Annotated in this window: 23 protein-coding genes, 2 tRNA genes, 1 pseudogene and 1 riboswitch; of the genes and pseudogenes, 12 read left to right on the top strand and 14 right to left on the bottom strand. The window is 44.6% G+C overall.

Annotated features, from left to right (window positions below; genetic code table 11):
- Nucleotides 1-873 precede the first annotated feature (873 nt).
- Nucleotides 874-1008 (top strand): hypothetical protein, encoded by a 135-nt coding sequence (locus NLZ44_RS21685; RefSeq protein WP_493751119.1) that lies wholly within the window; start codon nucleotides 874-876, stop codon nucleotides 1006-1008.
- Between the two features lie 318 nt (nucleotides 1009-1326).
- Here the strand turns inward: NLZ44_RS21685 and NLZ44_RS21690 are convergent, their stop codons facing one another.
- The 5 genes and pseudogenes from NLZ44_RS21690 to NLZ44_RS21710 form a co-directional block, all read right to left on the bottom strand.
- Complete coding sequence (locus tag NLZ44_RS21690; RefSeq protein ID WP_493751120.1) at nucleotides 1327-1683, bottom strand: hypothetical protein; 357 nt, start codon at nucleotides 1681-1683, stop codon at nucleotides 1327-1329.
- A gap of 149 nt (nucleotides 1684-1832) precedes the next feature.
- The gene (locus tag NLZ44_RS21695; protein ID WP_493751121.1) at nucleotides 1833-1967 is read right to left on the bottom strand and encodes a hypothetical protein; all 135 of its coding nucleotides are present in this window, start codon (nucleotides 1965-1967) and stop codon (nucleotides 1833-1835) included.
- A gap of 76 nt (nucleotides 1968-2043) precedes the next feature.
- Nucleotides 2044-2295: a hypothetical protein gene (locus tag NLZ44_RS21700; RefSeq protein ID WP_493751122.1), complete on the bottom strand. Its 252-nt coding sequence runs from the start codon at nucleotides 2293-2295 to the stop codon at nucleotides 2044-2046.
- A gap of 798 nt (nucleotides 2296-3093) precedes the next feature.
- Entirely contained in the window at nucleotides 3094-3228 is a 135-nt protein-coding gene (locus NLZ44_RS21705; protein WP_493751119.1) for a hypothetical protein, read from the bottom strand.
- Nucleotides 3229-3807: 579 nt separating this feature from the next.
- A pseudogene (locus NLZ44_RS21710) lies at nucleotides 3808-5266 on the bottom strand (recombinase).
- A 280-nt stretch (nucleotides 5267-5546) separates the two neighbouring features.
- On the opposite strand from NLZ44_RS21710, the gene NLZ44_RS21715 reads away from it, so the two are divergent.
- Nucleotides 5547-6950, top strand: coding sequence for a site-specific integrase (locus NLZ44_RS21715; protein WP_493751123.1), 1404 nt, complete (start codon nucleotides 5547-5549; stop codon nucleotides 6948-6950).
- A 68-nt stretch (nucleotides 6951-7018) separates the two neighbouring features.
- Here the strand turns inward: NLZ44_RS21715 and NLZ44_RS21720 are convergent, their stop codons facing one another.
- Nucleotides 7019-7234, bottom strand: coding sequence for a hypothetical protein (locus NLZ44_RS21720; RefSeq protein ID WP_493751124.1), 216 nt, complete (start codon nucleotides 7232-7234; stop codon nucleotides 7019-7021).
- A gap of 253 nt (nucleotides 7235-7487) precedes the next feature.
- Nucleotides 7488-7561: transfer RNA gene (locus NLZ44_RS21725), tRNA-Val, on the bottom strand.
- A 139-nt stretch (nucleotides 7562-7700) separates the two neighbouring features.
- On the opposite strand from NLZ44_RS21725, the gene NLZ44_RS21730 reads away from it, so the two are divergent.
- Nucleotides 7701-8399: a hypothetical protein gene (locus NLZ44_RS21730; protein WP_493751125.1), complete on the top strand. Its 699-nt coding sequence runs from the start codon at nucleotides 7701-7703 to the stop codon at nucleotides 8397-8399.
- An 89-nt stretch (nucleotides 8400-8488) separates the two neighbouring features.
- On the opposite strand, the gene NLZ44_RS21735 is transcribed toward NLZ44_RS21730, so the two are convergent.
- Entirely contained in the window at nucleotides 8489-9610 is a 1122-nt protein-coding gene (locus tag NLZ44_RS21735) for a site-2 protease family protein (protein WP_493753052.1), read from the bottom strand.
- A gap of 253 nt (nucleotides 9611-9863) precedes the next feature.
- A riboswitch (Glutamine riboswitch) is annotated at nucleotides 9864-9952 on the top strand.
- Nucleotides 9953-9995: 43 nt separating this feature from the next.
- Between NLZ44_RS21735 and NLZ44_RS21740 the strand changes: the two genes are divergently transcribed.
- The 4 genes from NLZ44_RS21740 to gmk all read left to right on the top strand — a co-directional run bounded on the left by NLZ44_RS21740 (nucleotide 9996) and on the right by gmk (nucleotide 12565).
- The gene (locus tag NLZ44_RS21740) at nucleotides 9996-10214 is read left to right on the top strand and encodes a hypothetical protein (RefSeq protein ID WP_493751126.1); all 219 of its coding nucleotides are present in this window, start codon (nucleotides 9996-9998) and stop codon (nucleotides 10212-10214) included.
- 259 nt (nucleotides 10215-10473) lie between these two features.
- Nucleotides 10474-11067, top strand: a complete 594-nt coding sequence (locus NLZ44_RS21745; protein WP_493751127.1) for a DUF4126 domain-containing protein — start codon at nucleotides 10474-10476, stop codon at nucleotides 11065-11067.
- A 644-nt stretch (nucleotides 11068-11711) separates the two neighbouring features.
- Nucleotides 11712-11978, top strand: coding sequence for an extracellular matrix/biofilm regulator RemA (gene remA, locus NLZ44_RS21750; RefSeq protein ID WP_493753053.1), 267 nt, complete (start codon nucleotides 11712-11714; stop codon nucleotides 11976-11978).
- Nucleotides 11979-12010: 32 nt separating this feature from the next.
- Nucleotides 12011-12565: a guanylate kinase gene (gmk, locus tag NLZ44_RS21755; RefSeq protein ID WP_493751128.1), complete on the top strand. Its 555-nt coding sequence runs from the start codon at nucleotides 12011-12013 to the stop codon at nucleotides 12563-12565.
- Between the two features lie 312 nt (nucleotides 12566-12877).
- Here the strand turns inward: gmk and NLZ44_RS21760 are convergent, their stop codons facing one another.
- Complete coding sequence (locus tag NLZ44_RS21760; protein WP_493751129.1) at nucleotides 12878-14122, bottom strand: vWA domain-containing protein; 1245 nt, start codon at nucleotides 14120-14122, stop codon at nucleotides 12878-12880.
- Nucleotides 14123-14256: 134 nt separating this feature from the next.
- On the opposite strand from NLZ44_RS21760, the gene NLZ44_RS21765 reads away from it, so the two are divergent.
- The 4 genes from NLZ44_RS21765 (at nucleotide 14257) to NLZ44_RS21780 (ending at nucleotide 17109) form a co-directional block, all read left to right on the top strand.
- The gene (locus tag NLZ44_RS21765) at nucleotides 14257-14949 is read left to right on the top strand and encodes an ATP-dependent Clp protease proteolytic subunit (RefSeq protein WP_493751130.1); all 693 of its coding nucleotides are present in this window, start codon (nucleotides 14257-14259) and stop codon (nucleotides 14947-14949) included.
- Nucleotides 14950-14973: 24 nt separating this feature from the next.
- Nucleotides 14974-15618, top strand: coding sequence for an ATP-dependent Clp protease proteolytic subunit (locus NLZ44_RS21770; RefSeq protein ID WP_493751131.1), 645 nt, complete (start codon nucleotides 14974-14976; stop codon nucleotides 15616-15618).
- A 183-nt stretch (nucleotides 15619-15801) separates the two neighbouring features.
- Entirely contained in the window at nucleotides 15802-16398 is a 597-nt protein-coding gene (locus NLZ44_RS21775; RefSeq protein WP_493753054.1) for an ATP-dependent Clp protease proteolytic subunit, read from the top strand.
- Nucleotides 16399-16488: 90 nt separating this feature from the next.
- The gene (locus NLZ44_RS21780; protein WP_493751132.1) at nucleotides 16489-17109 is read left to right on the top strand and encodes a J domain-containing protein; all 621 of its coding nucleotides are present in this window, start codon (nucleotides 16489-16491) and stop codon (nucleotides 17107-17109) included.
- An 842-nt stretch (nucleotides 17110-17951) separates the two neighbouring features.
- Here NLZ44_RS21780 and cruG read toward each other — a convergent pair.
- From cruG to NLZ44_RS21805, 5 genes are all read right to left on the bottom strand, one after another.
- Nucleotides 17952-19178 carry a 2'-O-glycosyltransferase CruG gene (gene cruG / locus NLZ44_RS21785; protein ID WP_493751133.1) on the bottom strand — a complete coding sequence of 409 codons (1227 nt, stop codon included), beginning with the start codon at nucleotides 19176-19178 and terminating at the stop codon, nucleotides 17952-17954.
- Nucleotides 19179-19390: 212 nt separating this feature from the next.
- A tRNA-Leu gene (locus NLZ44_RS21790) sits at nucleotides 19391-19473 on the bottom strand.
- A 528-nt stretch (nucleotides 19474-20001) separates the two neighbouring features.
- Entirely contained in the window at nucleotides 20002-20505 is a 504-nt protein-coding gene (locus NLZ44_RS21795; RefSeq protein WP_493751134.1) for a hypothetical protein, read from the bottom strand.
- A gap of 334 nt (nucleotides 20506-20839) precedes the next feature.
- Complete coding sequence (locus tag NLZ44_RS21800; RefSeq protein ID WP_493751135.1) at nucleotides 20840-21013, bottom strand: hypothetical protein; 174 nt, start codon at nucleotides 21011-21013, stop codon at nucleotides 20840-20842.
- Complete coding sequence (locus tag NLZ44_RS21805) at nucleotides 21000-21158, bottom strand: hypothetical protein (protein ID WP_493751136.1); 159 nt, start codon at nucleotides 21156-21158, stop codon at nucleotides 21000-21002. Before NLZ44_RS21805 ends, NLZ44_RS21800 begins: the two co-directional genes overlap by 14 nt.
- Before the next feature lie 45 nt (nucleotides 21159-21203).
- Between NLZ44_RS21805 and NLZ44_RS21810 the strand changes: the two genes are divergently transcribed.
- Nucleotides 21204-21485: a hypothetical protein gene (locus tag NLZ44_RS21810; RefSeq protein ID WP_235720272.1), complete on the top strand. Its 282-nt coding sequence runs from the start codon at nucleotides 21204-21206 to the stop codon at nucleotides 21483-21485.
- The last annotated feature ends 227 nt before the right edge of the window (nucleotides 21486-21712 follow it).

A 21712-nucleotide genomic window follows, 5' to 3' on the forward strand; every position in this document is an offset into this window, starting at 1 on the left:
TCGCTCCGATTTTTCCCTACCGTTCAAAAAATTTGGGAAAATAGTTGCCAAAATTCCAGAAAGATGCTCAAATATAGATTGTGCTTTTAAATAAGCGACCTGGGGGCGTGGCGGAATGGTAGACGCTACGGACTTAGAAAACTGAGCCTTGGGGTGAGAAATCCCTCAAGTGACGGCTCTCAAACTCAGGGAAACCTAAATCTGTTCGCAGACAAGGCAATCCTGAGCCAAGCCTTTGAAGGGGTGAAGGAAATACCTAATTTCTGGAACTTCTTGATCGGAAGGTGCAGAGACTCGACGGGAGCTACCCTAACGTTAAGCCGAGGGTAAAGAGAGAGTCCAATTCTCAAGGCAATTAGGCGGGGAGCAACCTACCTGATGCTGTAGCGAAAGCTGCGAGAGGATGAAAATCCGTTGACCTTCACCGGTCGTGTGGGTTCAAGTCCCACCGCCCCCACTATCATCAAACCCTTATCCTCACTGCGGTTACCGGGATTTACTCAACCCGATAACTACACCCAATTACTCAAATATTACTCATAACCCATTCCTAGCACAGGAAAATAATTCTGTCAACGGATGATTACTCAATCAACAAGCATAACTTAATTAATCTGTCAAATAGCCATACTCCCCCCTAACCAGACACGCGATAGGTTAACTCCCTTACGATACCCGTCAAGGGCAAGCCTATCGGTTCGTACCTCACCCTTGACTGCTATCGTGTCGGTCGTTTCCCCTAAGATGTCTGTTCCGGTTGGGGGGAGGTATGGCTCAAAATCAAGACGACAGCCGTAGTAGATAATTCCCCAACCTATCAATGTACAGTGATAATTAGGTTATTTTTCGTAGGCTAGACCTATAGGTAAACCTATGAGCGATAGCCGTAGTGATTGTCTATGGGCTCAAACTATGATTACTACTAGGGGGATTCTCAGGAATGCGATCGCTAAATCTGGGTTAGTTCCCTCCTACCGTTTGAAAAGTAGGAGGCTAAATCTGGGTTAGTTCCCTCCTACCGTTTGAAAAGTAGGAGGCTAAATCTGGGCTGACATCTCCTACCGGAACTGACTCAATACCCCTAAACCATTTTCTAATCAATAACGATTGCTGAGATGTGAACCGATACCAACATAATCACCTTACCCAAAAACCTTAGCCGTCTATTGTAGGTAATTTAGTTATGGGTATTATGTGGACATGATAGGGTAGGCATTCATATAATCTTCACTCACGCCTGAGAACTCACGCCTGAGACGGGAAAATATGCAGACACCCCTACAGTCAGAAACCATAGGGGGCTATTTTAGGTTATTGGGTTATGGGTTAGGTGCTAGGTAGGCTACTAGGGCTTGCCTTGCTACCGGGATTGCACCGATAAAACATAGCCATTGCAGCCTGTTGGACTTTTTCGGTTGTCATTTGGTCAGATTTTCCGATATAGATGTGATGGTTAACCGTACCGTCCCAACCTTTCAGATTCCAGTATGCAAAATCATTGATTGATATTTTTTTGCAGGCTGTAAATCGTTTACCATTCAACTCAACCGAAAATGATTTGTTTTTTCTCAGGTAGTCAAACCATTCCGGAGATTCTAGCTCAATACAGATTCCATTAGGACCCTGTAGATAGTTACTGAAGTTTCCAGTATGTAGGGTGATTACGGGGAGTAGCTTAGGCATTAAATTCGCCCCCCATAAAAATGTCGCTACTATATCCGTTGCCAGTGAAATCGGGTATAAATGGCGCCGGTTGAATAATTGCTTCGTGGGATGATACCCATTGGTGGCTTGTGTTTAATGAGTGAAATGCTACATATATGTAGCTTCTTTTATCTTAAATACAACAGCACGTTACCAGTACCAACATTACGCCCACAGCATAGATAATCGCCATGGCGATCGCAATATCGTTCCCCAATAGTTCCCGATAGTAGTGGCTCTCCCGGTAGGTGACTTAAAACCATTCTACCGAGTAAGTCTAAGTATGTAGGTAATGGTTTCCATTCCGGTCAATATCAGTTACCAACAATCATCAGATAATTAGGTTGACGTTGGGGGTTTGTTTCCTGTTTTCAGTTCTAATGACGTTCTAGTGGCTTTCTTTATAGCATCGTCAACCCAAGTCGGTTTTTTCTCAAAGTGTAGGGGTATTTTGGCTTTTGTTTTTCTGGGGTCCTGATACATTGCTAATGCACTATTTTCACCTAAATCAATTTTCGCTTGTTCAAATTTATCGATTAACTGCCGGTAAGAGCGAAGCTGAAAATCAAGAAAAAGGTGAAATTCCGGCAAGCGCGCCAGCAGACAATCCCGGGGCTAAACAGAGTACGAAAAGCTAAATTACTAAAAAGTAAACACAGTAAACTAACCACTATTTTTTTAGATAGTGGTTTTTTGTTTGATTTGTCTGTGGCGATAATTTAAATATTGCACAATTATCGTATAAAGTCAATAATTGTTTTATCGTTTTTGCTTATATATTTATTACTTATTTATAAGTATTTATTAATTCTAAAGCAATAATCATAAATAACAAAAAATATAAATAACAGTGAATTGTTGCGTATTTTACTTGATTTTATTAAAGGCTCTTTTAATGATATGATTTGTAAATCGAATCACAATCATCAGAACCCTAGCCGCAAAGATACCCCCAATGCTGATGATTGGCGCAAACCCTAGTAGCCTACCTAGCGCCTAACCCATAATCCAATATCCTAAAATGACCCCTATGGTTTCTGACTGTAGGGGGTATCTGCATATTTTAGAAGTTACATAATGTATTTACATAATGTATTTACATAATGTATTTACATAATGTATTTACATAATGTATTTACATAATGTAAACGGGAACACATGAATGCTCACCCTATCATGTCCACATAATACCCCTAACTAAGCTACCCCTAGCAGATAGCTTTACCTACAACAGACGGCTAAGATTTTTGGGTAAGGTGATTATGTTGGTATCGGTTCACATCTCAGCAATCGTTATTGATTAGAAAATGGTTTAGGGGTATTGAGTCAGTTCCGGTAGGAGATGTCAGCCCAGATTTAGCCTCCTACTTTTCAAACGGTAGGAGGGAACTAACCCAGATTTAGCCTCCTACTTTTCAAACGGTAGGAGGGAACTAACCCAGATTTAGCGATCGCATTCCTGAGAATCCCCCTAGTAGTAATCATAGTTTGAGCCCATAGACAATCACTACGGCTATCGCTCATAGGTTTACCTATAGGTCTAGCCTACGAAAAATAACCTAATTATCACTGTACATTGATAGGTTGGGGAATTATCTACTACGGCTGTCGTCTTGATTTTGAGCCATACCTCCCCCCAACCGGAACAGACATCTTAGGGGAAACGACCGACACGATAGCAGTCAAGGGTGAGGTACGAACCGATAGGCTTGCCCTTGACGGGTATCGTAAGGGAGTTAACCTATCGCGTGTCTGGTTAGGGGGGAGTATGGCTATTTGACAGATTAATTAAGTTATGCTTGTTGATTGAGTAATCATCCGTTGACAGAATTATTTTCCTGTGCTAGGAATGGGTTATGAGTAATATTTGAGTAATTGGGTGTAGTTATCGGGTTGAGTAAATCCCGGTAACCGCAGTGAGGATAAGGGTTTGATGATAGTGGGGGCGGTGGGACTTGAACCTGACGCATAACCTATAACCCCTATTCTACCGTTATTCAGACATTACTCAAAACCACAATAGGATCTATCAATTTGTAGCCATAAAATAACCCCTAGGAGTTTAACCTAGGGGTATTAACTTATGAGATTGTAGTGGGTAAATTAATTTATCTGATAAATTACCCTAAGAAATAATTTCGCCTCAGGGTTATCAGTGTCAACCCCCAAAGCAGTCAACCTTTCTAGAGCCACGTCTAACGGTACGGGTAACTTGGATGCCCCCTTTAAGACTTCTAGGGTAGCATCAATCCCTTCGGTTTTGTATTTACTCTCATTGACTATTGTGCTATGACCCATCATCCTGGCGCGCAATTCTATGGGCACTCCATATTTTTCGCCCAACAGATTGTACAGCCTACGGAAAGCATATTTTTGAGTTACCGGACATCCCATAGCACCAATTCGTTTACTGAATGCTATATCAAAGCCTCGCAGCTACAGTCTTAGGTTGGCTTCCCTCTCTGGGGGTATATTCTGGCAGTATTGGTTGTTTTAATTCCAGGAAATTAAACATCTCAGGGCTAGGGATTGGTGCTATAACCCGTCCCCCAGTCTTAATACTTACCTTTCGACCATCTCCGTCTGTAAAGTAGGCGTAGTCACCCAAGACTAGATAGTTATCTTGATTGTCTGGGTCTGATAATGCTTTGATAACTACACCATCTTCTGTTGTGTAGGCTTTGGTTAAGTTAACAGCAGCCGCTATCTCGGTGGGTCTTAACCCGTACATTACCGCCATACCGGTAACCCACAACCAAGCGTGACGCGCTTTGCTTACCGTATGATTTTTGATGGTGTAGGCTTCCTGTTTGGCGCTATACCACCAACCTTTAAAAGCATCGATTCCTATTCGCTGCTTAACCGTAAATCGTGTTTGTTTGGGATTAATAGGCTCTAGTTGTTTTAGTAGGTGGTCCTTATTGGGGGATTTTTTGGCGATAGATTTTAAGACGTAATAACGTTCCTTAAATGTTTTGGACCCTATCAATTCCCCTCCATTCTGTAAGGGAGTGTACAGCATAGCCTTGAAACTCTCCCAGTTAGGGTAATCATCCCAATTAGGGAACTGCTCAAAAAATATCCATTTAGTTCGATTGTATGATGATAAGTCGCTAACGATATCGCGAGAACGTTTCCGTCCCGTGTTGCGGTTGTATCCAGCGAAATACTCATCTTCTAGTTGTTGGAATATCTCCCGGTAGGTTATCAGATTATCTTCAATCTGATTCTTTCCTAGGATAGTCGCATCATACCAATCCCAAAATTCACTAGCACTACCAATAGTTCCCAGAGCTTCTGCCACTAACTTAGCTTTTTTAACTCCGTCTATCACACCTTGGGGTGTACACTCAAGATTGGCTGTCTTGGGTAGCCGTTTCCCGGTAGGCGGTTGTTTAAACTGCAATAGCAGATTGTACCTGGTCCCGGACTTCTGTAGCTTGAGAGTCACTCCCTTGGGACATTCCCCCTTAAAGTCTTGGTAGGCTTTCAGAAATCTATCGTAACTCTCGTCATAGTTGCCCTTTCCCCCTACGGTAGGGGTGTTAGCGGCGTTACTCATATTTTACTCACTTGTTATCCTATTGTGGTTTTGAGTAATGTCTGAATAACGGTAGAATAGGGGTTATAGGTTATGCGTCAGGTTCAAGTCCCACCGCCCCCACTATCATCAAACCCTTATCCTCACTGCGATCGCAATGCAACACAGGATAAGGGCTTTCCATATATGGACACAACTGGGCTCGAACCAGGTTGTCAACTTTAAACCCCTATTCTACCGTTACCTTAATGCACTCAAAAGCGATCGCATTATTGGGCGCATTATTGGGAGTGAGTGCAAAATGAGTGCAAGTGCAAACACGGTTAACAGTGGCATATACCAGGGTTTTGAGGATGTCCTTGAGTTTTTCAACCTGTCCCGCAAACAATGTCCCAAGGGTGTCAGGATTAAGCGCAATCGGGGGACAATTCAGTTAGACATCACCAATGACCCGGAAACCGGGGGACGTAAGCAACGGGGTTGTAATTGTCAGTTCACCCCAGAGGGTATCCGCAAGGCTGTAGACAAGGCTTGGTTAGTTCATAAATCCCTTGACGGACAATTCCAGTCAGTATCTGAATGGCTGGACTGGTACAAGGTTACTATCCTTGATGAATCCAAAACTCCCCTAGAAAACGACTTAATCACCTATCGTCAAGTGTTTAAAGAGATGGAAGATGATTACTTTAATGGGGTACATCGTAACACCAAACGGAAGCGCTCCCGTGATATAGCTAGTGATAAGAAGTCGTTTAAGGATTGCTTCTTAGATGTGTTTGACAAGATAACAGACTGGGATACTTACGTTACATGGGAGGGTATCAAAGAAGCGCTATATAGCCCGTTAAAGAATGGTGATAGTCCGGTAGGTAGCAAAACCTTTAAGGATAGATACTACCGACTAAAACAAGTAACAGAACGTGCTGGATGCAAGAAGGCACTAGATAAACTAGACCAAATTGACCCTACTCAGACGGTGTTTATGGAGTCTCAAAGTGTAGACTTAGATACTTTACTAGGCTTACTAGACAAGGAACGCAATACTGGCTACAGTCGCTTAACAGACAATAATGCGCGTGATGGTTGGTGTTGGGTGTCAGCAATGTGTGCTTTATATGGGTTAAGACCATCAGAGATAGCAGCAGGACAAAACCTGACTAAACCGATTAAGATTGACGGCATGACCTTTCCGGCTATATCTGACCCCCAAAACACTGAATTAGTGCTAGTTATTGGTGAGTTTACTTACTTTGGTGGTAGCACCAAAACAGGTCAACGGTTAGCGGTACCAATGTCAAAAGACAAGACTTTGATTAAGCGTTTAGGGATTCATAACGTCTGTCTGCCTATTACTGAATCTGAAGACCCCAATGGTTTTAATCGCAATCATCGTAAATGGTTAGAACATCACAAATGGGGATTTACTCAGATTTATGCTTTCCGGCATTTAGCCAACCAGCTAGGAGAAATGAACGGGATACCACAGGAAATTAGAGCGCGTTCATTTGGTCACTCGGTAGCGATTAATAACAGCAAGTACAAAAAACGCCGGAACCTTGCCACAGAGTTAGGTATCCTGACACGACACCAAAGGCAACCATTGCCACTAGATATGGGGAAACAAGCCTTAACTAATATCGGCATCAATCCAGATTTACCAGAGGTTAAGGCAATTCTTAGGGCAATATATCAACTCGATGATTAACTTTCGATAATTAGTCAGTAGTTAGTGGGTATCGGTGACCTGCTTAGGAGTTTAGGCGATCGCCCTTGTCAAAACTCACTAAAGTCATAAATTCCCTGGATTGTCCTCATAGATAATCGCCATGGCGATCGCAGTATCGTTCCCCAATAGTTCCCGATAGTAGTGGCTCTCCCGGTAGGTGACTTAAAACCATATCCTCCCCCCATAACCGGAGCAAACCATACCGGGGAAGCAACCGACGTGATAGCAGTCAATGGTGAGAAACGAACCGATAGGCTTGCCATTGACGGGTATCACAAGGGAACTACCCTACCACTTGTCCGGTTATGGGGGGGAGTAACGCTATTTGACAAGTTGATTAAGTTGTGCTTATTGATTAACCCGTCAATAATTAAGATTTGTTGCTGAGGGATATGCTCTCATTGTCCCGTATCCTCAGACCGAGTGAGACCGAGTGGAGTGCATTTTGTGTGTAATGGTGCGACCATCGGGTTGAGTGAATCCCGGTTATCGCATATAATAATGGTTTAAAGGGAATGGACACAACTGGACTCGAACCAGCGACCCCCACGATGTCAACGTGGTGCTCTAACCAACTGAGCTATGCGTCCCAACGGTTTATTACCTTAACATAACTCACCCGAAAATTGCAACCCCCCAAACGGATCTAGTTTTCGGCGATCGCTGTATGCTTAATGAAGTTGTATCAGCCGCATCAGGCGACGGGACACAACAGTTGAAAGGGAGGAGATGATGGTTAAGAAGAGTCTAGCCGATATGGTCAAACAGGAAGCAAAAAAGGCGGGTAGTCCCACGCCAGAATCCGCTGATACTGATGATAGCATTAATACAAGCACATCCCCTAGCAGTGAAACCCCGACCCCAGAAGAAGCAGAGGCACAGGTAGAGCAATTACAGTCTACCCTAGCAGAAGCGACAAGGGAGGAAGCCAACCGGGAAGGTCAAATTGAGTCGGATGAGTCTCAGTTGATTTACCAGAGGGAACTAGAAGCTAAGGTCGCGTCCCTGGAGTCGAACTTACAGCAGTATCAGGAAACTGAAAAGGCTTTAAAATGCGAGATTTCTGAGCTTCAATCAACTGTGAAAAACGCTCAAACCAGCCAGAGCAAATTGGCGATTAACATCAATAAACTTCAACAAGAATTAGAGGAAAAAGATAAAATCATCGCCCAGCTTAAACAGTCTACTCAAGAGGTGGCTGACTTAAAGGAAAAGCTAGAACAGGCAGAATTAACGGCACTACATCTGTCGGAAACCAATACTAAACTTTTACAAGATATCGAACAGTTAAAACTAGAATCATCTCGCTCTCAAATACCACAGAAACCCACAAAGCGATCGCCACCTCATTTAGTGCCTCGTCCCGAACATTCCCTCAGTCAACCGATGAACAATGAAGATTTTTCTCAAAGTACCTGGCTGTTATAATTTATCCATTAACCTATACCATGCCAAAGGAAAACGCAGATATCCGAGCTGGTATCTGCGTGGTTGACTATCTATAATCTAGTGGTAAATTAGGCAGGACGAGTGAGGATTTTCTGCTCTAAAAAATTCCGAATCGATGCTTTTTGAATTAATCCCACTAATACACCGTTACGGAATACTGGCAGTTCATCAATCTTTTGCTCCTCCAACAAAGCTACCACATCTAACAGCGATCGCTCTGCTTCTACGGTGATTTTCAAATCTACAGGTTGTATAAGTTCCTGCACAGAAACCAGAGGCCATTGAGAAGTAGGAACTAACTTGAGATCATCCACTCTAATTTGTCCGATTAATTGTCCGTTATCATCAGTAACAAAAAACCGACGTGCTTGGGGTTTACCAATAATATACTCGTTAGCTAATTCCCGCAGTGATAAACTAGCTGAGACTACCGAATGATTAGGGATGAGTGCATCGGCTGCCGTATATTCTGATAAGCGATCGCGCAGTCTAGCATCCTGAGCCAAAGCTCCCGCATTCTGGAGTAGGAACCAACCGATTAAAACCGTCCAGAAGTTAGGGAAACTACCCGAAATTAACACCGGAAGTAGTCCATAAATAATTGCTAACCAGCCAAACCCTTGACCTACACGACTAGCAAAGACAATCCCTTTGTATTGATTACCAGTAATTTTCCAAACAATGGATTTCAGGACATTTCCACCGTCGAGGGGAAGACCTGGAATCAAGTTAAACAGCGCCAAAGCCAGGTTAATGTAAGCTAACAGGTTGACAATTGCGCCTACAGGTCCGCCGACAACAGAACTTAAAGCGATCGCCAAAAACAGTCCAAACAAAGCCAGACTTACAGCCGGACCAGCAATAGCAATCCAAAAAGCATTACCAGGGGTTTTCGCATCCTTATCCAGACTAGCTAACCCGCCAAACAGGAATAAGGTAATCGATTTAACCTCAATACCTTGTCGGATAGCCACAAAACTATGTCCCAGTTCATGAGCTACCACCGAAGCAAATAACAGCAATGCTGCTACTAATCCTAACAGCCAGGGTAATCCCATCCCCAATTGGGGAAACTGAACCGCTAAACTACCGCCATAGCTAAGAGTCATTAGACCCAAAACAATGAACCAGGATGAGTTGATAAAAAAGGGAATACCAAATAGGGTCCCGACGCGAATAGAGCCATTCATAGTGGCTTCCTCCGAATACTTCGCTAGGGTCCGAAATCTTTCCCTAGCCCTTAATGAGTTCATTGTAACGAAATGTGAAGCGTCCCCGCAAGTCTAAAAATAGGGTAGAAACCCACCGCACAGGTACGGTTATTCAGAAAATTGCCAAAAATTCCTCAAAAATTCCTCAAACTCTTATACAGAAAGGGGGTCGCAGTCCGATAAGTTGGCTGTGTTAGATTTTTAATAATGCTATAATATAAGGTAGCAAACAATCGTTCATCTTTTGGGATCGTTGATTCTCAAATCAGCCATTTTTACCAAAAGACGGAAGTAGGGAGTCATCTCCTGAAGGAACGCGCCTCTATAAACAAACGCTGCACATTTTCACTAGGAGGCGAGTGTTGTGAATGCCACTCAATCTAACCCCGTCGGATCATATACTAATTTCAATCCAACCAGTGATGCTTTCGACTTTGACCTATGGGCCAGAGCCGTTAAGCAACAATTAGTTGCTGCTCTACAGCATAGCGCCGAGAATCCTAATTCTCGACTGGATTATTCTAGTTTTGATGATGGTGAAGATCTAGGGGATTTAGATGATAATGAATCTGATTCAGAATAAAACTGAAGATCAGATTCCTGATTGCGCCCCAGTCTCTCATTAAACCAGAGATTGGGGTAATTGTTATTTTAATCCTACCTTAACATAGGATGAATAGTGGGGTTATGGTGAGGGGTGCTACCCATCAAAAAAATAGTTACCCCCAAATCAATTGAGATTTGTTAAATTTTAAGTTATAGCTGAACATGACTGGACTGATTTTGATGGGGTGCTAGGATCAAACCATCCTTTTCGAGTTACTGGAGCATAATGGCTTTCTATGATTGAAATTTTAGCAGTTCTTTCCGCATCAGCAGCAGGAGGTATGAGAATTGCGCTTCCACTCCTACTAATTGGATTACTGCGAAATAATTTATGGTCTGATGTACCACTTCTTTCGGCTCTGTCTCCCAAGGTGGTAATTGGTATTTTGGTGAGCTGGTCCCTCTTTGAACTTTTCGCCTCTAAAAAATTATTAGGACAGCGCATTCTCCAGGTATTTCAACTGCTGTTTAGTCCCGTAGTCGGAGCGATTATGGGTTTGGCGATCGCTGAAGCCAGTTCTTTCCCCCCCTGGTTGTTGTGGTTACTGGGAATTATTGGCGGACTTTTGGCTTTAGTCTTACAATTGGTACAAGCCGGATGGTTTTACCGTCTGCGAGGCTTACCTCTGTGGGCAATTTTTGTCCAGGATGGTTTGTGTATTGCTCTGGTTATGTTTGCTTTTGATGCTCCTGAACAGGGAGGGTTAATTGCTTTATTCTTGCTCTGGCTCGCTATTCGTAGCTCTACAGAATGGTATAAATGGTATACTCAGCAGGCTAGTAATCGCCATCGTAGCCAGCCTCGACTGGGGAAGCAAGACCCTGATTAAACTCAACTTTAAATACTCTATCATCCTGGCTAAATTTAGCGTAAATTATGCTCTAATAACTCCAAGACAAGTTGACATCACACCATCATTAATCGAACGCCATAATCATTCAATATATTGAGTCCCATTAATTAAACCCGGCTTCTCAGAGAAACCGGGTGCTTGGCGTAGTTTTGTCAGGGTGTGAATGTACCTTGGTCAGCAACACCCAACTTGTCGGAGTGGGTATATAGCTTTTATTTGGGCATATTTATACTATAACATCAACCATTACTTAGGGCTATAGTTAATCAGCTAATTTACTCTTTCTTTACAAACCCAATTAATTTTTTCACAGATTTTTGACACAACCACTGACACAGATCACAAAATTAAGTGATCTAGTTCATCAACCCTAGCCCGTATCAAGTTTTTTCACCACGAACAGGAGTGAGTTTTCATCATCTCCCCTGTTTCCAGTGTTGACAGCGAAAAAGGACTCAATCAACCCCAAGATAGAGTTTTTCAGATTAAATATTGATTATGGGAGCCGATCCGACTACAATTTTTGTGGGCGATACTTTCGAGTTGGTAAGAATATACAATTTATGGGCTCATACCATCAAAGCGATCGCACCTCCCTTTATTCTACCTGTAGAAATTTTATGGATATTCAACTCATTAATATCGGCTTTGGCAATATTATCTGTGGTAATCGTGTCATCGCTATTGTCGGCCCCGAATCAGCCCCCATTAAGCGTATCATTACAGACGCACGAGACCGAGGACAGCTTATTGATGCTACCTATGGACGGCGCACCAGAGCCGTGATTATTACCGACTCCAATCATGTGGTTCTCTCAGCTATTCAGCCAGAGACCGTCGCTAACCGATTTGTGGTTGAGAAAAACGGTACTAATCGCCTTTCATAAACCTATCTGGGTTCACCTAAAACTATATTAAGATGATTGACATCAAAACTGGCCAGCTCATTGTCATTACCGGACCTAGTGGCGTGGGAAAAGGAACGATTATTCGATCGCTTCTCCAAAAATATCCACAACTCCATCTTTCCGTCTCCGTTACTACCCGTTCTCCCCGTCCCGGAGAAGTCCATGGAAAAGACTATTTTTTCGTCACTCGCGATCGCTTTCAACAAATGGTTCAACAACAAGAGCTACTAGAATGGGCTGAGTTTGCCGGAAATTTCTACGGGACACCCCGCTTGGCTGTCCAAGATAAAATTCAGCAGGGAGAGAATGTTCTACTCGAAATTGAACTAGAAGGCGCTAGACAGATCTCACAGACCTTTCCACAGGCTCTGCGAATTTTTATCCTTCCACCTTCTCTACAAGAACTCGAGAACCGTCTACGAAATCGCGCCACTGACTCCCAAGAGGCGATCGCTCGTCGTATTCAACGCGCTAAAACTGAAATCGCCGCCGCCGGGGAATTTCACCACACCTTAATCAACGACAACCTCGATCGCGCCCTCGCAGAACTCGAAACCCTCTTTTAATTCATCCCCCATCTATTAACTTTTGTAACAAAAAATTAAGAAATGTTGCGAAAAATTTTTTTTGGCGGGGGGTGCTTGCTTTTTGGGGTGACTTCTGCTACACTTTTAGATAATGGGAATAGTCGCAATTTTATTATTTTGAGTAATATTCCCATTATGTAACTGTATGTCAATATCCTACCATTAGTTCCCCGTGCTTGTCAACCCTTAGCGCCAGCGACGAGTTTATTGAGAATTGATATCAACAAAGTTGGGGGATGAAATAGAAGAGGGAAGCGGCAGAACATGGATTTGCCGCCTCATTTCCCCATTCTACTTGAGAGTAGTTTTCGATGCTATGCGAGTTTTCTTGCGTTCCGAGTCCGATAGTTCTTCGCCGGACTGGAGGCGAGTTGCACTACCTTGGAGGACAGTAGCAGCACTGTTGTCGCCCATTTGTAAAGCGGTTTTAGCCGCTGTTTGTAACATAGTAGCAGCACCGGCGCGATCGCCTTGTTGTAGTTTAGTTTCAGCGATTTGAGTTTGTCGGTACTTAGCCAAAGCCAAAATATGTTTTTGAACCTTGGGATCGGAAGTAGGGCGATAATCTCCGAGGACATTAGCTTCCACCAAAACCGGCTGAGAATAGAGCTTTTCAATACCCAAAGCCGGGTCATCATAGCGGACTTGAACTTGAGCGATCGCCTGTTTACCGATCGACAAATTGCCAACATCAACATAAAGGTTAGCCAAGATAATCCGTTCGGTATCTTTCATTAAATCGCCCAAGCGCACCGCGAGTTGTTCTCCTTTTGGCAGTATAGGAAGTTCAATAGTATCAGGATAAACCTGTGCGACTGGCTTAAGTTGAGCCAAGCGGACATAAGGAAATAGGGAGAATAATAGGTAAGCGTTAGTGAGTCCCACCGATTGCATACGGGTAAACAGACGGCCAAACTCAGCGATCGCCTGTTCGGGGTATTCAATATATCCCAAGGCACCGCCACCCGCATCGGCAATTTTCTCTAAAATATCCTGATTCCAGTCGTCTCCAAATCCCAAAGAATTAATAGTTAACTTATATTCCGTGGCCAGTTTTGCGAGTTTGAGACAACGTTTATTATCCCCGTGTTCATTTTCCCCGTCAGTGAGAAGAAACCCTTGAGAAATCCGATCCTGTTTACCCTTTCCTAACTCCTCAATTCCCAGCTTGATACCTTCATCAATAGCCGTTCCCCCGGAACAGCGCAAACCATCAATCTTTTTTTTGATACCATCAGGATCGGTGAGGTCTTGATTAGGAACCAATACCTTAGCTCGGTGATCAAAAGCAACTACCGAAATCCGATCGCCCACATTTAAGCGATCGATAAGTTCTTTCGCCGCCTGTTTCACCGTTTCCAATGGTTGACCATTCATAGAACCACTGTGGTCTAAAATCAAACATAGATTCATGGGAACTTGACCCTCAAACGGATCAGGAACCGCTGAAACCGAAATTGACAGTTGACGCTGATTCGATTCTTGATTTGGGTCTAGGTTCGGATCGTTGAGGGAAGGCTGCAAACTGACTTTCATAGAAGACCTCCGGGATGTGAAAATCCTATTTGAGTATAGGACGCAACTCAAAATTCAGATGGTCGGTAATTTCCCATCCGGTTATTCACAGGACTGAGCCACGAGTTGCGTTAGTATATAGTTTAACCTCTTTGATGAGTTCATCGGTTTATACTGTGCAATCACCATACTACTACAGCGACAGTCCCATTCGGACACCCCCCCCAGACCTACCCTCCTTGCTACTCAAGGAACGGATTATATATCTAGGGTCGCCTCTAGTTTCCTCGGACGACTATAAGCGACAACTAGGGGTTGATGTCACCAAACTAATTATCGCCCAGTTGCTTTATCTGCAATTTTCCGATCCAGAAAAGCCCATTTACTTCTATATCAACTCTACCGGAACCTCTTGGTATACGGGAGATGCCATCGGACAAGACACCGAAGCCTTCGCGATTTGCGATACCATCAACTATGTGAAACCCCCTGTGCATACTATCTGCATTGGTCAGGCTATGGGTACAGCCGCGATGATTCTTTCCGCCGGGACAAAAGGCTGTCGTACCAGTCTCCCCCATGCCACCATTGTTTTAAACCAACCTCGTATGGGGATGGGACGCTCTCAGGCTACTGATATCCAAATTAGGGCTAAAGAAGTCCTAGCCAACAAAGCATCGATCTTGGATATTTTGTCCCAAAATACCGGACAACCTGTGGAAAAAATTGCCAAAGATACCGATCGGATGTTCTATTTAACACCAGAGCAGGCTAAAGAATATGGGTTGATTGATCGGGTTCTGGAAAGCACTAAGGAATTGCCCAAACAATTACCTGTTGGTGTGTAGTAAACTTGCTTGTGCTTACAAATTATGGCTGTCGATGAAGTTCTTCGCGTTCCTTATCAGATTCCTGGTAGTCAATACTGGCAGTGGGTTAACATCTATACTCGTTTGAGTCAAGAACGAATTATTTTTCTGAATCAGCCTCTGACAACCGGTGTCGCTAATTCCCTGGTGTCGGCTATGTTGTATCTTGACTCCGACGATCAGAATAAACCCATCTATATGTACATCAACTCTATTGGTGATCCAGTCCTAGCAGGTATGGCTAATGAGTCCATGGGAATGATGTCAGTCATGGCGGCTTTGGCTGTATATGACACTATGCAACACATCAAATCGGAGATTGTGACTATCTGTTTGGGTCAAGCAGTGGGGATGGCAGCTTTGTTATTGTCCTGCGGTTCTAAAGGTAAACGGGCTAGTCTTCCTAATTCCATGATTACTCTTTATAACCCCCAAACCGGAACCCAAGGACAAGCTACCGATATTCAAGTAACCGCTGACGAGATCCTCTCGAAACGGGCTTTAATGATGGATATCTTTCACCAAAATACTGGTCAAACCATTGAGAAATTGACTAAGGACATGAACCGCACTTTTTACATGACTCCAGAACAGGCGAAAGAGTATGGTATCATCGACCGTGTTTTAACAACTCTAAAGTTGACTTGATTTCCTCCGTCGGGTATCGGTAAACTACCAGAAAAGAGGAGACAATTGATAATTAATTGTTGATGATTAATTGTTTATATGCTCTCCTCACCACCCCCCGACGGTAGTGGCGATCGCCACCGGGGAAAATCTCCCGTTAAATTCAACCAATCTTATACAGACACAACAAAAGGATTAGTAATTATGCCTATTGGTGTTCCTAGTGTTCCTTATCGCCTTCCTGGTAGTACCTATGAACAGTGGATCAGTATCTATGAAAGACTTTTCCGCGAACGAATTATCTTTTTGTCGGAAGAGGTTGACGACGGTATTGCTAATGCGATCGTCGCTTATATGCTGTATTTGGACTCCGAAGACCCCTCCAAACCCATTTACCTCTATATCAATTCCCCTGGCGGTTCGGTAACTGCCGGGATGGCGATTTACGATACCATGCAATATATCAGGTCTGATGTGGTGACTATCTGCGTGGGTATGGCTGCTTCTATGGGTGCATTTCTCCTGGCGGCGGGAACTAAAGGTAAACGCCTAGCCCTCCCCCATGCTAGGATTATGATTCACCAACCTTTGGGGGGGACTCGCGGACAAGCCACTGATATTGAAATTGAGGCTAAAGAAATTCTCCGAATTCGTAAGGTTCTCAATGAGATGTTAGCAGAAAGCTCCGGTCAAACTCTCGAAAAAATTGAGAAAGACACCGATCGCGATTACTTTATGTCCGCCGCCGAAGCCCACGAATATGGTTTAATTGATCAGGTCATTGAAGAACGCCCAGTTTAGCAATATCCTGATTTCTGCTAAACTAATCACGCCCGCGTTTCTTGTGGTGCGGGTTCGGTTCTTGCTTAAACTGGGGTAGATTAAACCTAGATGGACACAACGGATTACTATCGCACATTGGGTTTAAGATCAGGGGCGAGTTTGGAAGCGGTCAAGGCTTCCTATCGGAAACTCGCCCGACAATATCATCCTGATGTTAATCAAAATAATCCCCAAGCAAAGGAAAGATTTATCGCTTTAACGGAGGCTTATAAGTTTCTGTTAGATGTCGCTAAACCTGAATCCCAAATGGCTTGGGCTACCGCCTGTTATACCCAATTCCCCAAGGGGAAAACCTCCCATTATCCCACGGGGAAAAATAACGTCTATCCGCCGGAAAACCGCATTCAATTTAACCCGGAACTCTCCGAAACTGAGCAAAAATTGAAGGAAAATTGCTATAAACAATTGCAGCAATTACTCAGATATCAGCGATTCCCTAGGGCGATCGCTTTAGTGGAAGGACTAGCCCACAGAATCCCCCAAGACCAGGAAATCCGACAGTGGCAGGCTATTACTTATCAACGTTGGGCGCGTCAACTTATCAAAGAACGCCAAACCGATAAAGCCCGCAATTACCTCAAAAAAGCCCTCCGTACTGACCCTCACAATCGCACGCTGTGGGCGGAAGTTGAACGGGATTTTCAATCCCTAGAAAGTGTCTATTCCTAAAGGTTAATTAACCAGGATTCCCCCGCTTTTCTTACTGGGAAAAAGTGCCTTTTTTAACATCAAAAAAATTTTTTGGCTCGGAACCCGCGCCAACCCTTGACAACCACCGGGAACTCATGGTAGTATTTGGGTATGAGAGTTATATAATAGGAATCTGTTAACTAAAAATAAAATTGGCACTATTCCCATTATTTAAAAAGTATAGCGCAAGTCGCCGGGAAAAGCAACCCCCCCCAGAAAAAAAATTTTCGCGGCCCCAACTTAACATTTCGTTACACAACTTAACAAACTCCCCGATATGGAATTATCCATAGTTTTTGGGTAGCGGATATCAAGAGGCGGAGAGGAGAGGGTCAGGGAGGGTAGATAACCAGAAGAGAAGGTTGATTAACCATGATTTACGCGCTTTTTTTTGGCTGGGAAAAAGTGCCTTTTTTAACATCAAAAAAATTTTTTGGCTCGGAACCCGCGCCAACCCTTGACAACCACCGGGAACTCATGGTAGTATTTGGGTATGAGAGTTATATAATAGGAATCTGTTAACTAAAAATAAAATTGGCACTATTCCCATTATTTAAGAAGTATAGCGCAAGTCGCCGGGAAAAGCAACCCCCCCAGAAAAAAAATTTTCGCGGCCCCAACTTAACATTTCTTTACATACAGCTTGTTCACCAGTCCCTTAATAAATTGCCCTCACCCTAAATCTGGATCCCAGAGGGGAGAGGGACTTTGAGAGGTTATCAGTCCCTTAATAAATTGCCCTCACCCTAGGTCCTTCTCCTAGATACATTGCCCTCACCCTAAATCTGGATCCCAGAGGGGGAGAGGGACTTTGACCGGAATTATCCATAGTAGCGTCCTCGCCACTGGGTAGGTCTTTGGGTAGCGGAGAGAAAGAGGCGGAAAACAGCGAGGGGGTCAGCGAGGGGAGATAGCCAGAATACCCATTTAGCTTGTGCTTGGCTGAAATTATATGAAGAAGCGATCGCACCCGACAAAGCGACACGGATAATAAAGAGGAAAGCATTTAAGCGCCATAGACAGGTAAATATAGGGTTATGGTGGGGAGAGAGTAACCCCAAAGCGAAGCCGATAGTTAACACAAACAGGGGTAGACCCTGACAGCATAATAGGAAACCGAGATCCGCCCATAGTCCCGCCCTAGAAGAAGCATCCTTTAAATCAAGCGATCGCCCCCAGCCAGACCAAGTATCCATAAACCCATCATACATCCGCACCTTCAGCAGCGCCGCCCCATCCCAAAACCCGACGCGAAAGCCTTTTTTAGCAGCATTTCTCGCCAAAGTCACATCATCACAAAAGGAATTTGATGCCGTGGTGTAACCATTCAACGCTTCCAAAACCGCACGGCGACACAAAAAGCATTGGCCATTAGCCATAACCCGTTCCGGGGTCATAGGAGCCGTATCGGGGGGGCCAAATCGATAGACGAGGGTAATTAAGAGGGCAGGTTGTAACCACAATTCCCCAGGGTATTTAAGGATAAACTGAGAGGATAGAGAAATCAGGTCATATTGAGAATTTTCTGCCGCCCTAACCAAGGCGGCGACCAGTCCGGGTTGAGGTTGTGTGTCTGCATCAATACCCAAAACCCATTCCGACGCGGGGGAAGTGTGTAAAAAGCCAGTATGTAAAGCCCAAGGACGACCTACCCAGCCGGGAGGTAAGGGGTCATCGGTAGTTAAGCGGAAACGAGGGTCGCGCTGGCTTTGGGCGATGACCATATCTTGGGTGGCATCGACTGAGTTACTATCAACAATGATGATTTCGCGTACTTCATAGCCTTGGAGGGTCAAACCTGATAAACAAGGACCGAGGCGGGTGGCTTCGTTGAGGGTGGGGACAATGACGCTAACTTTACCCAATAGGTCTGGCGTGGGGGGGGCTATGTGTAATTGTGGGCGACGCTGTAACCCTCGAAATAGGCGGGAGAGTAAAATCGCGGTGGCGGGGAGTTGTAGGGAAAGTATTAACAGGGCTAAGGCACTGATACTCTCGTAAGTGGATAAGTTAAACAGGGCTAGTAGACCAGGGCTGGGGATGAACATAAAGGGGAAACGCACAGGAATATATGTGGGCGGTTTGTGATTAACTGACGGAAGTTAATCGGAAATGCGATCGCTATTAGACCAGTTTTCCCTATCAATGGTCAAGTGAGAGCAACTATGGGGTTTGGAGGAGATTAAATCAACCAGCCTCGCCAGTCCATAGGAAGGTTAGGCAGTAGCCACAACCGCCACTACATCCAGGGTTAATCAAATGCGGACGAAAGGACTTGAACCTTCACGTCGCGAGGACACTAGAACCTAAATCTAGCGCGTCTACCAATTCCGCCACGTCCGCTTATTTGCCAGAATTCATAGTAACACAGATGAGCGATAAAAAAAAGGGGTTAGGGGAAATTAATTTTTGACAGGTGGCTGGGGTAGGTCGAGGACGTGAAACCCGCGACTGTGGGAAAGGATTACAATAGTTATCACCCCCCAGTAGCGGACAGGGGAATGGGCGAACCTCCCGCCACGCCAAAGATGCAAAGGGGATGATTGCCAAACCCTCCCCCTACTGGGAATCCCCGTGTTAGGCGGGGGGAGGATGTCAAATAGCTTAAAAATATGGTAAAAAACGGCAAGATTGAAGCCCCCAGAAGACTGGCAAAAACGATATGAGATCCCGTCAAGCCCCGGAAGATGATACCAGGGAACACAAGGGGGAATTATCCCCTATGCCCGCCGGGTTTCCAGTCCCGCCCAAAAAGCAAAGGGCGCGAGGCAAACTACAAAGCTATAAGTTGGTTGCGAGTTGTCTAATTGGATTAATTTTGGGGAGTTTAACCTGGTGGCGTTTAAATTCAATACCGGGGAATATTAGCCGTTAGTCAGCGGTTTTTGGTGGTGCGATCGCATTTCCGACGGTTTTGGTGGTGGTGCGATCGCTTTCCCGACGGTTTTGGGTGGTGCGATCGCATTTCCGACGGTTTTGGTGGTGGTGCGATCGCATTTCCGACGGTTTTGGTGGTGGTGCGATCGCATTCCCGACGGTTTTGGGTGGTGCGATCGCATTCCCGACGGTTTTGGGTGGTGCGATCGCATTCCCGACGGTTTTGGGTGGTGCGATCGCATTTCCGACGGTTTTGGTGGTGGTGCGATCGCATTCCCGACGGTTTTGGGTGGTGCGATCGCATTCCCGACGGTTTTGGTGGTGGTGCGATCGCATTCCCGACGGTTTTGGTGGTGGTGCGATCGCATTCCCGACGGTTTTGGTGGTGCGATCGCATTCCCGACGGTTTTGGGTGGTGCGATCGCATTTCCGACGGTTTTGGTGGTGGTGCGATCGCATTCCCGACGGTTTTGGTGGTGGTGCGATCGCATCTCCCAAAAGGTCTTGCGATTATCCTTTACCCGATGGTTGATTGGCGATGATGTGCTTCAGTACGCCTTTATTCACAATCACGATACTTCACAATAAACTTGACAAATTAACATCTATTAAGCAAACTGAGTATATTATTCAGTTAAGGACTAAATATTATGCTTAGTATACCTAAACCTGTCAAGAACGCTGGTGTTGTAGTATTTTCAGGTGGAGGAATGTATTTAACTGCTGAGGGTTTGGGACCGGTTGGGGCTATAATTGTCGCACTTGTATGCTGTGTAACATATTGTATTGTATCACTGATTCGTAAACAAGGTAAATTTTATTCACTAGTTGATTATCTCTTTACCAAATTACAATCATGGTTACCAGATAGATAATCAAGTTTAGACGATCGCTTTCCCGACGGTTTTGGGTGGTGCGATCGCATTCCCGACGGTTTTGGTGGTGGTGCGATCGCATTCCCGGCGGTTTTTGGTGGTGGTGCGATCGCATTTTCAGCCAATTTCACCAAATTTCGACCTCGAATAACGCGCCCAATGTAATGTAGGGGCGGGTGCAGCAGTCAGCCATGGAACACACCAGCCAATTATATACACCCGCCCTTTCCCCACGGCGGTTTTGGGTGGTGCGATCGCATTTTCAGCCAATTTCACCAAATTTCGACCTCGAATAACGCGCCCAATGTAATGTAGGGGCGGGTGCAGCAGTCAGCTATCGAACACACCAGCCAGTTATATACACCCGCCCTTTCCCGCCGCCGGTTTTTGTGGTGCGATCGCCTTATGGCTGAGGGAAGCGATCGAAAAAAAGGCTATCTACCGAAATTCGAGCGTGATGATTATAGCAAAGAATTAAGCAATCTGGCGGAGGTAGCGGAGGTAATTTTTCATTCTCCCGACCCGGTAAATGCCTCCAAAGAAACGCTAAATCCTTCGGTAGTTGGCAAACTAAAACAGTTTTTCAGGCAACTATTGAAGTGATATCCATCTATTAACTGAATGTACCCCCCAAAAGAAATGACGCTGCAACTGTTTCTACGGGAAGGGTTAGGACAGACCTGAGAAACCATGGATATGGTGACTTAACGCCAGAAAATCCGCACCGCGAAAACCCAGAAGGGGAAATTAATTTGTGACAGGTGGCTGGGGTAGGTGGAGGACGTGAAACCCGCGACTGTGGGAAAGGATTACAATATTTATCACCCCCC

This window comes from Arthrospira sp. PCC 9901 (assembly GCF_059013425.1).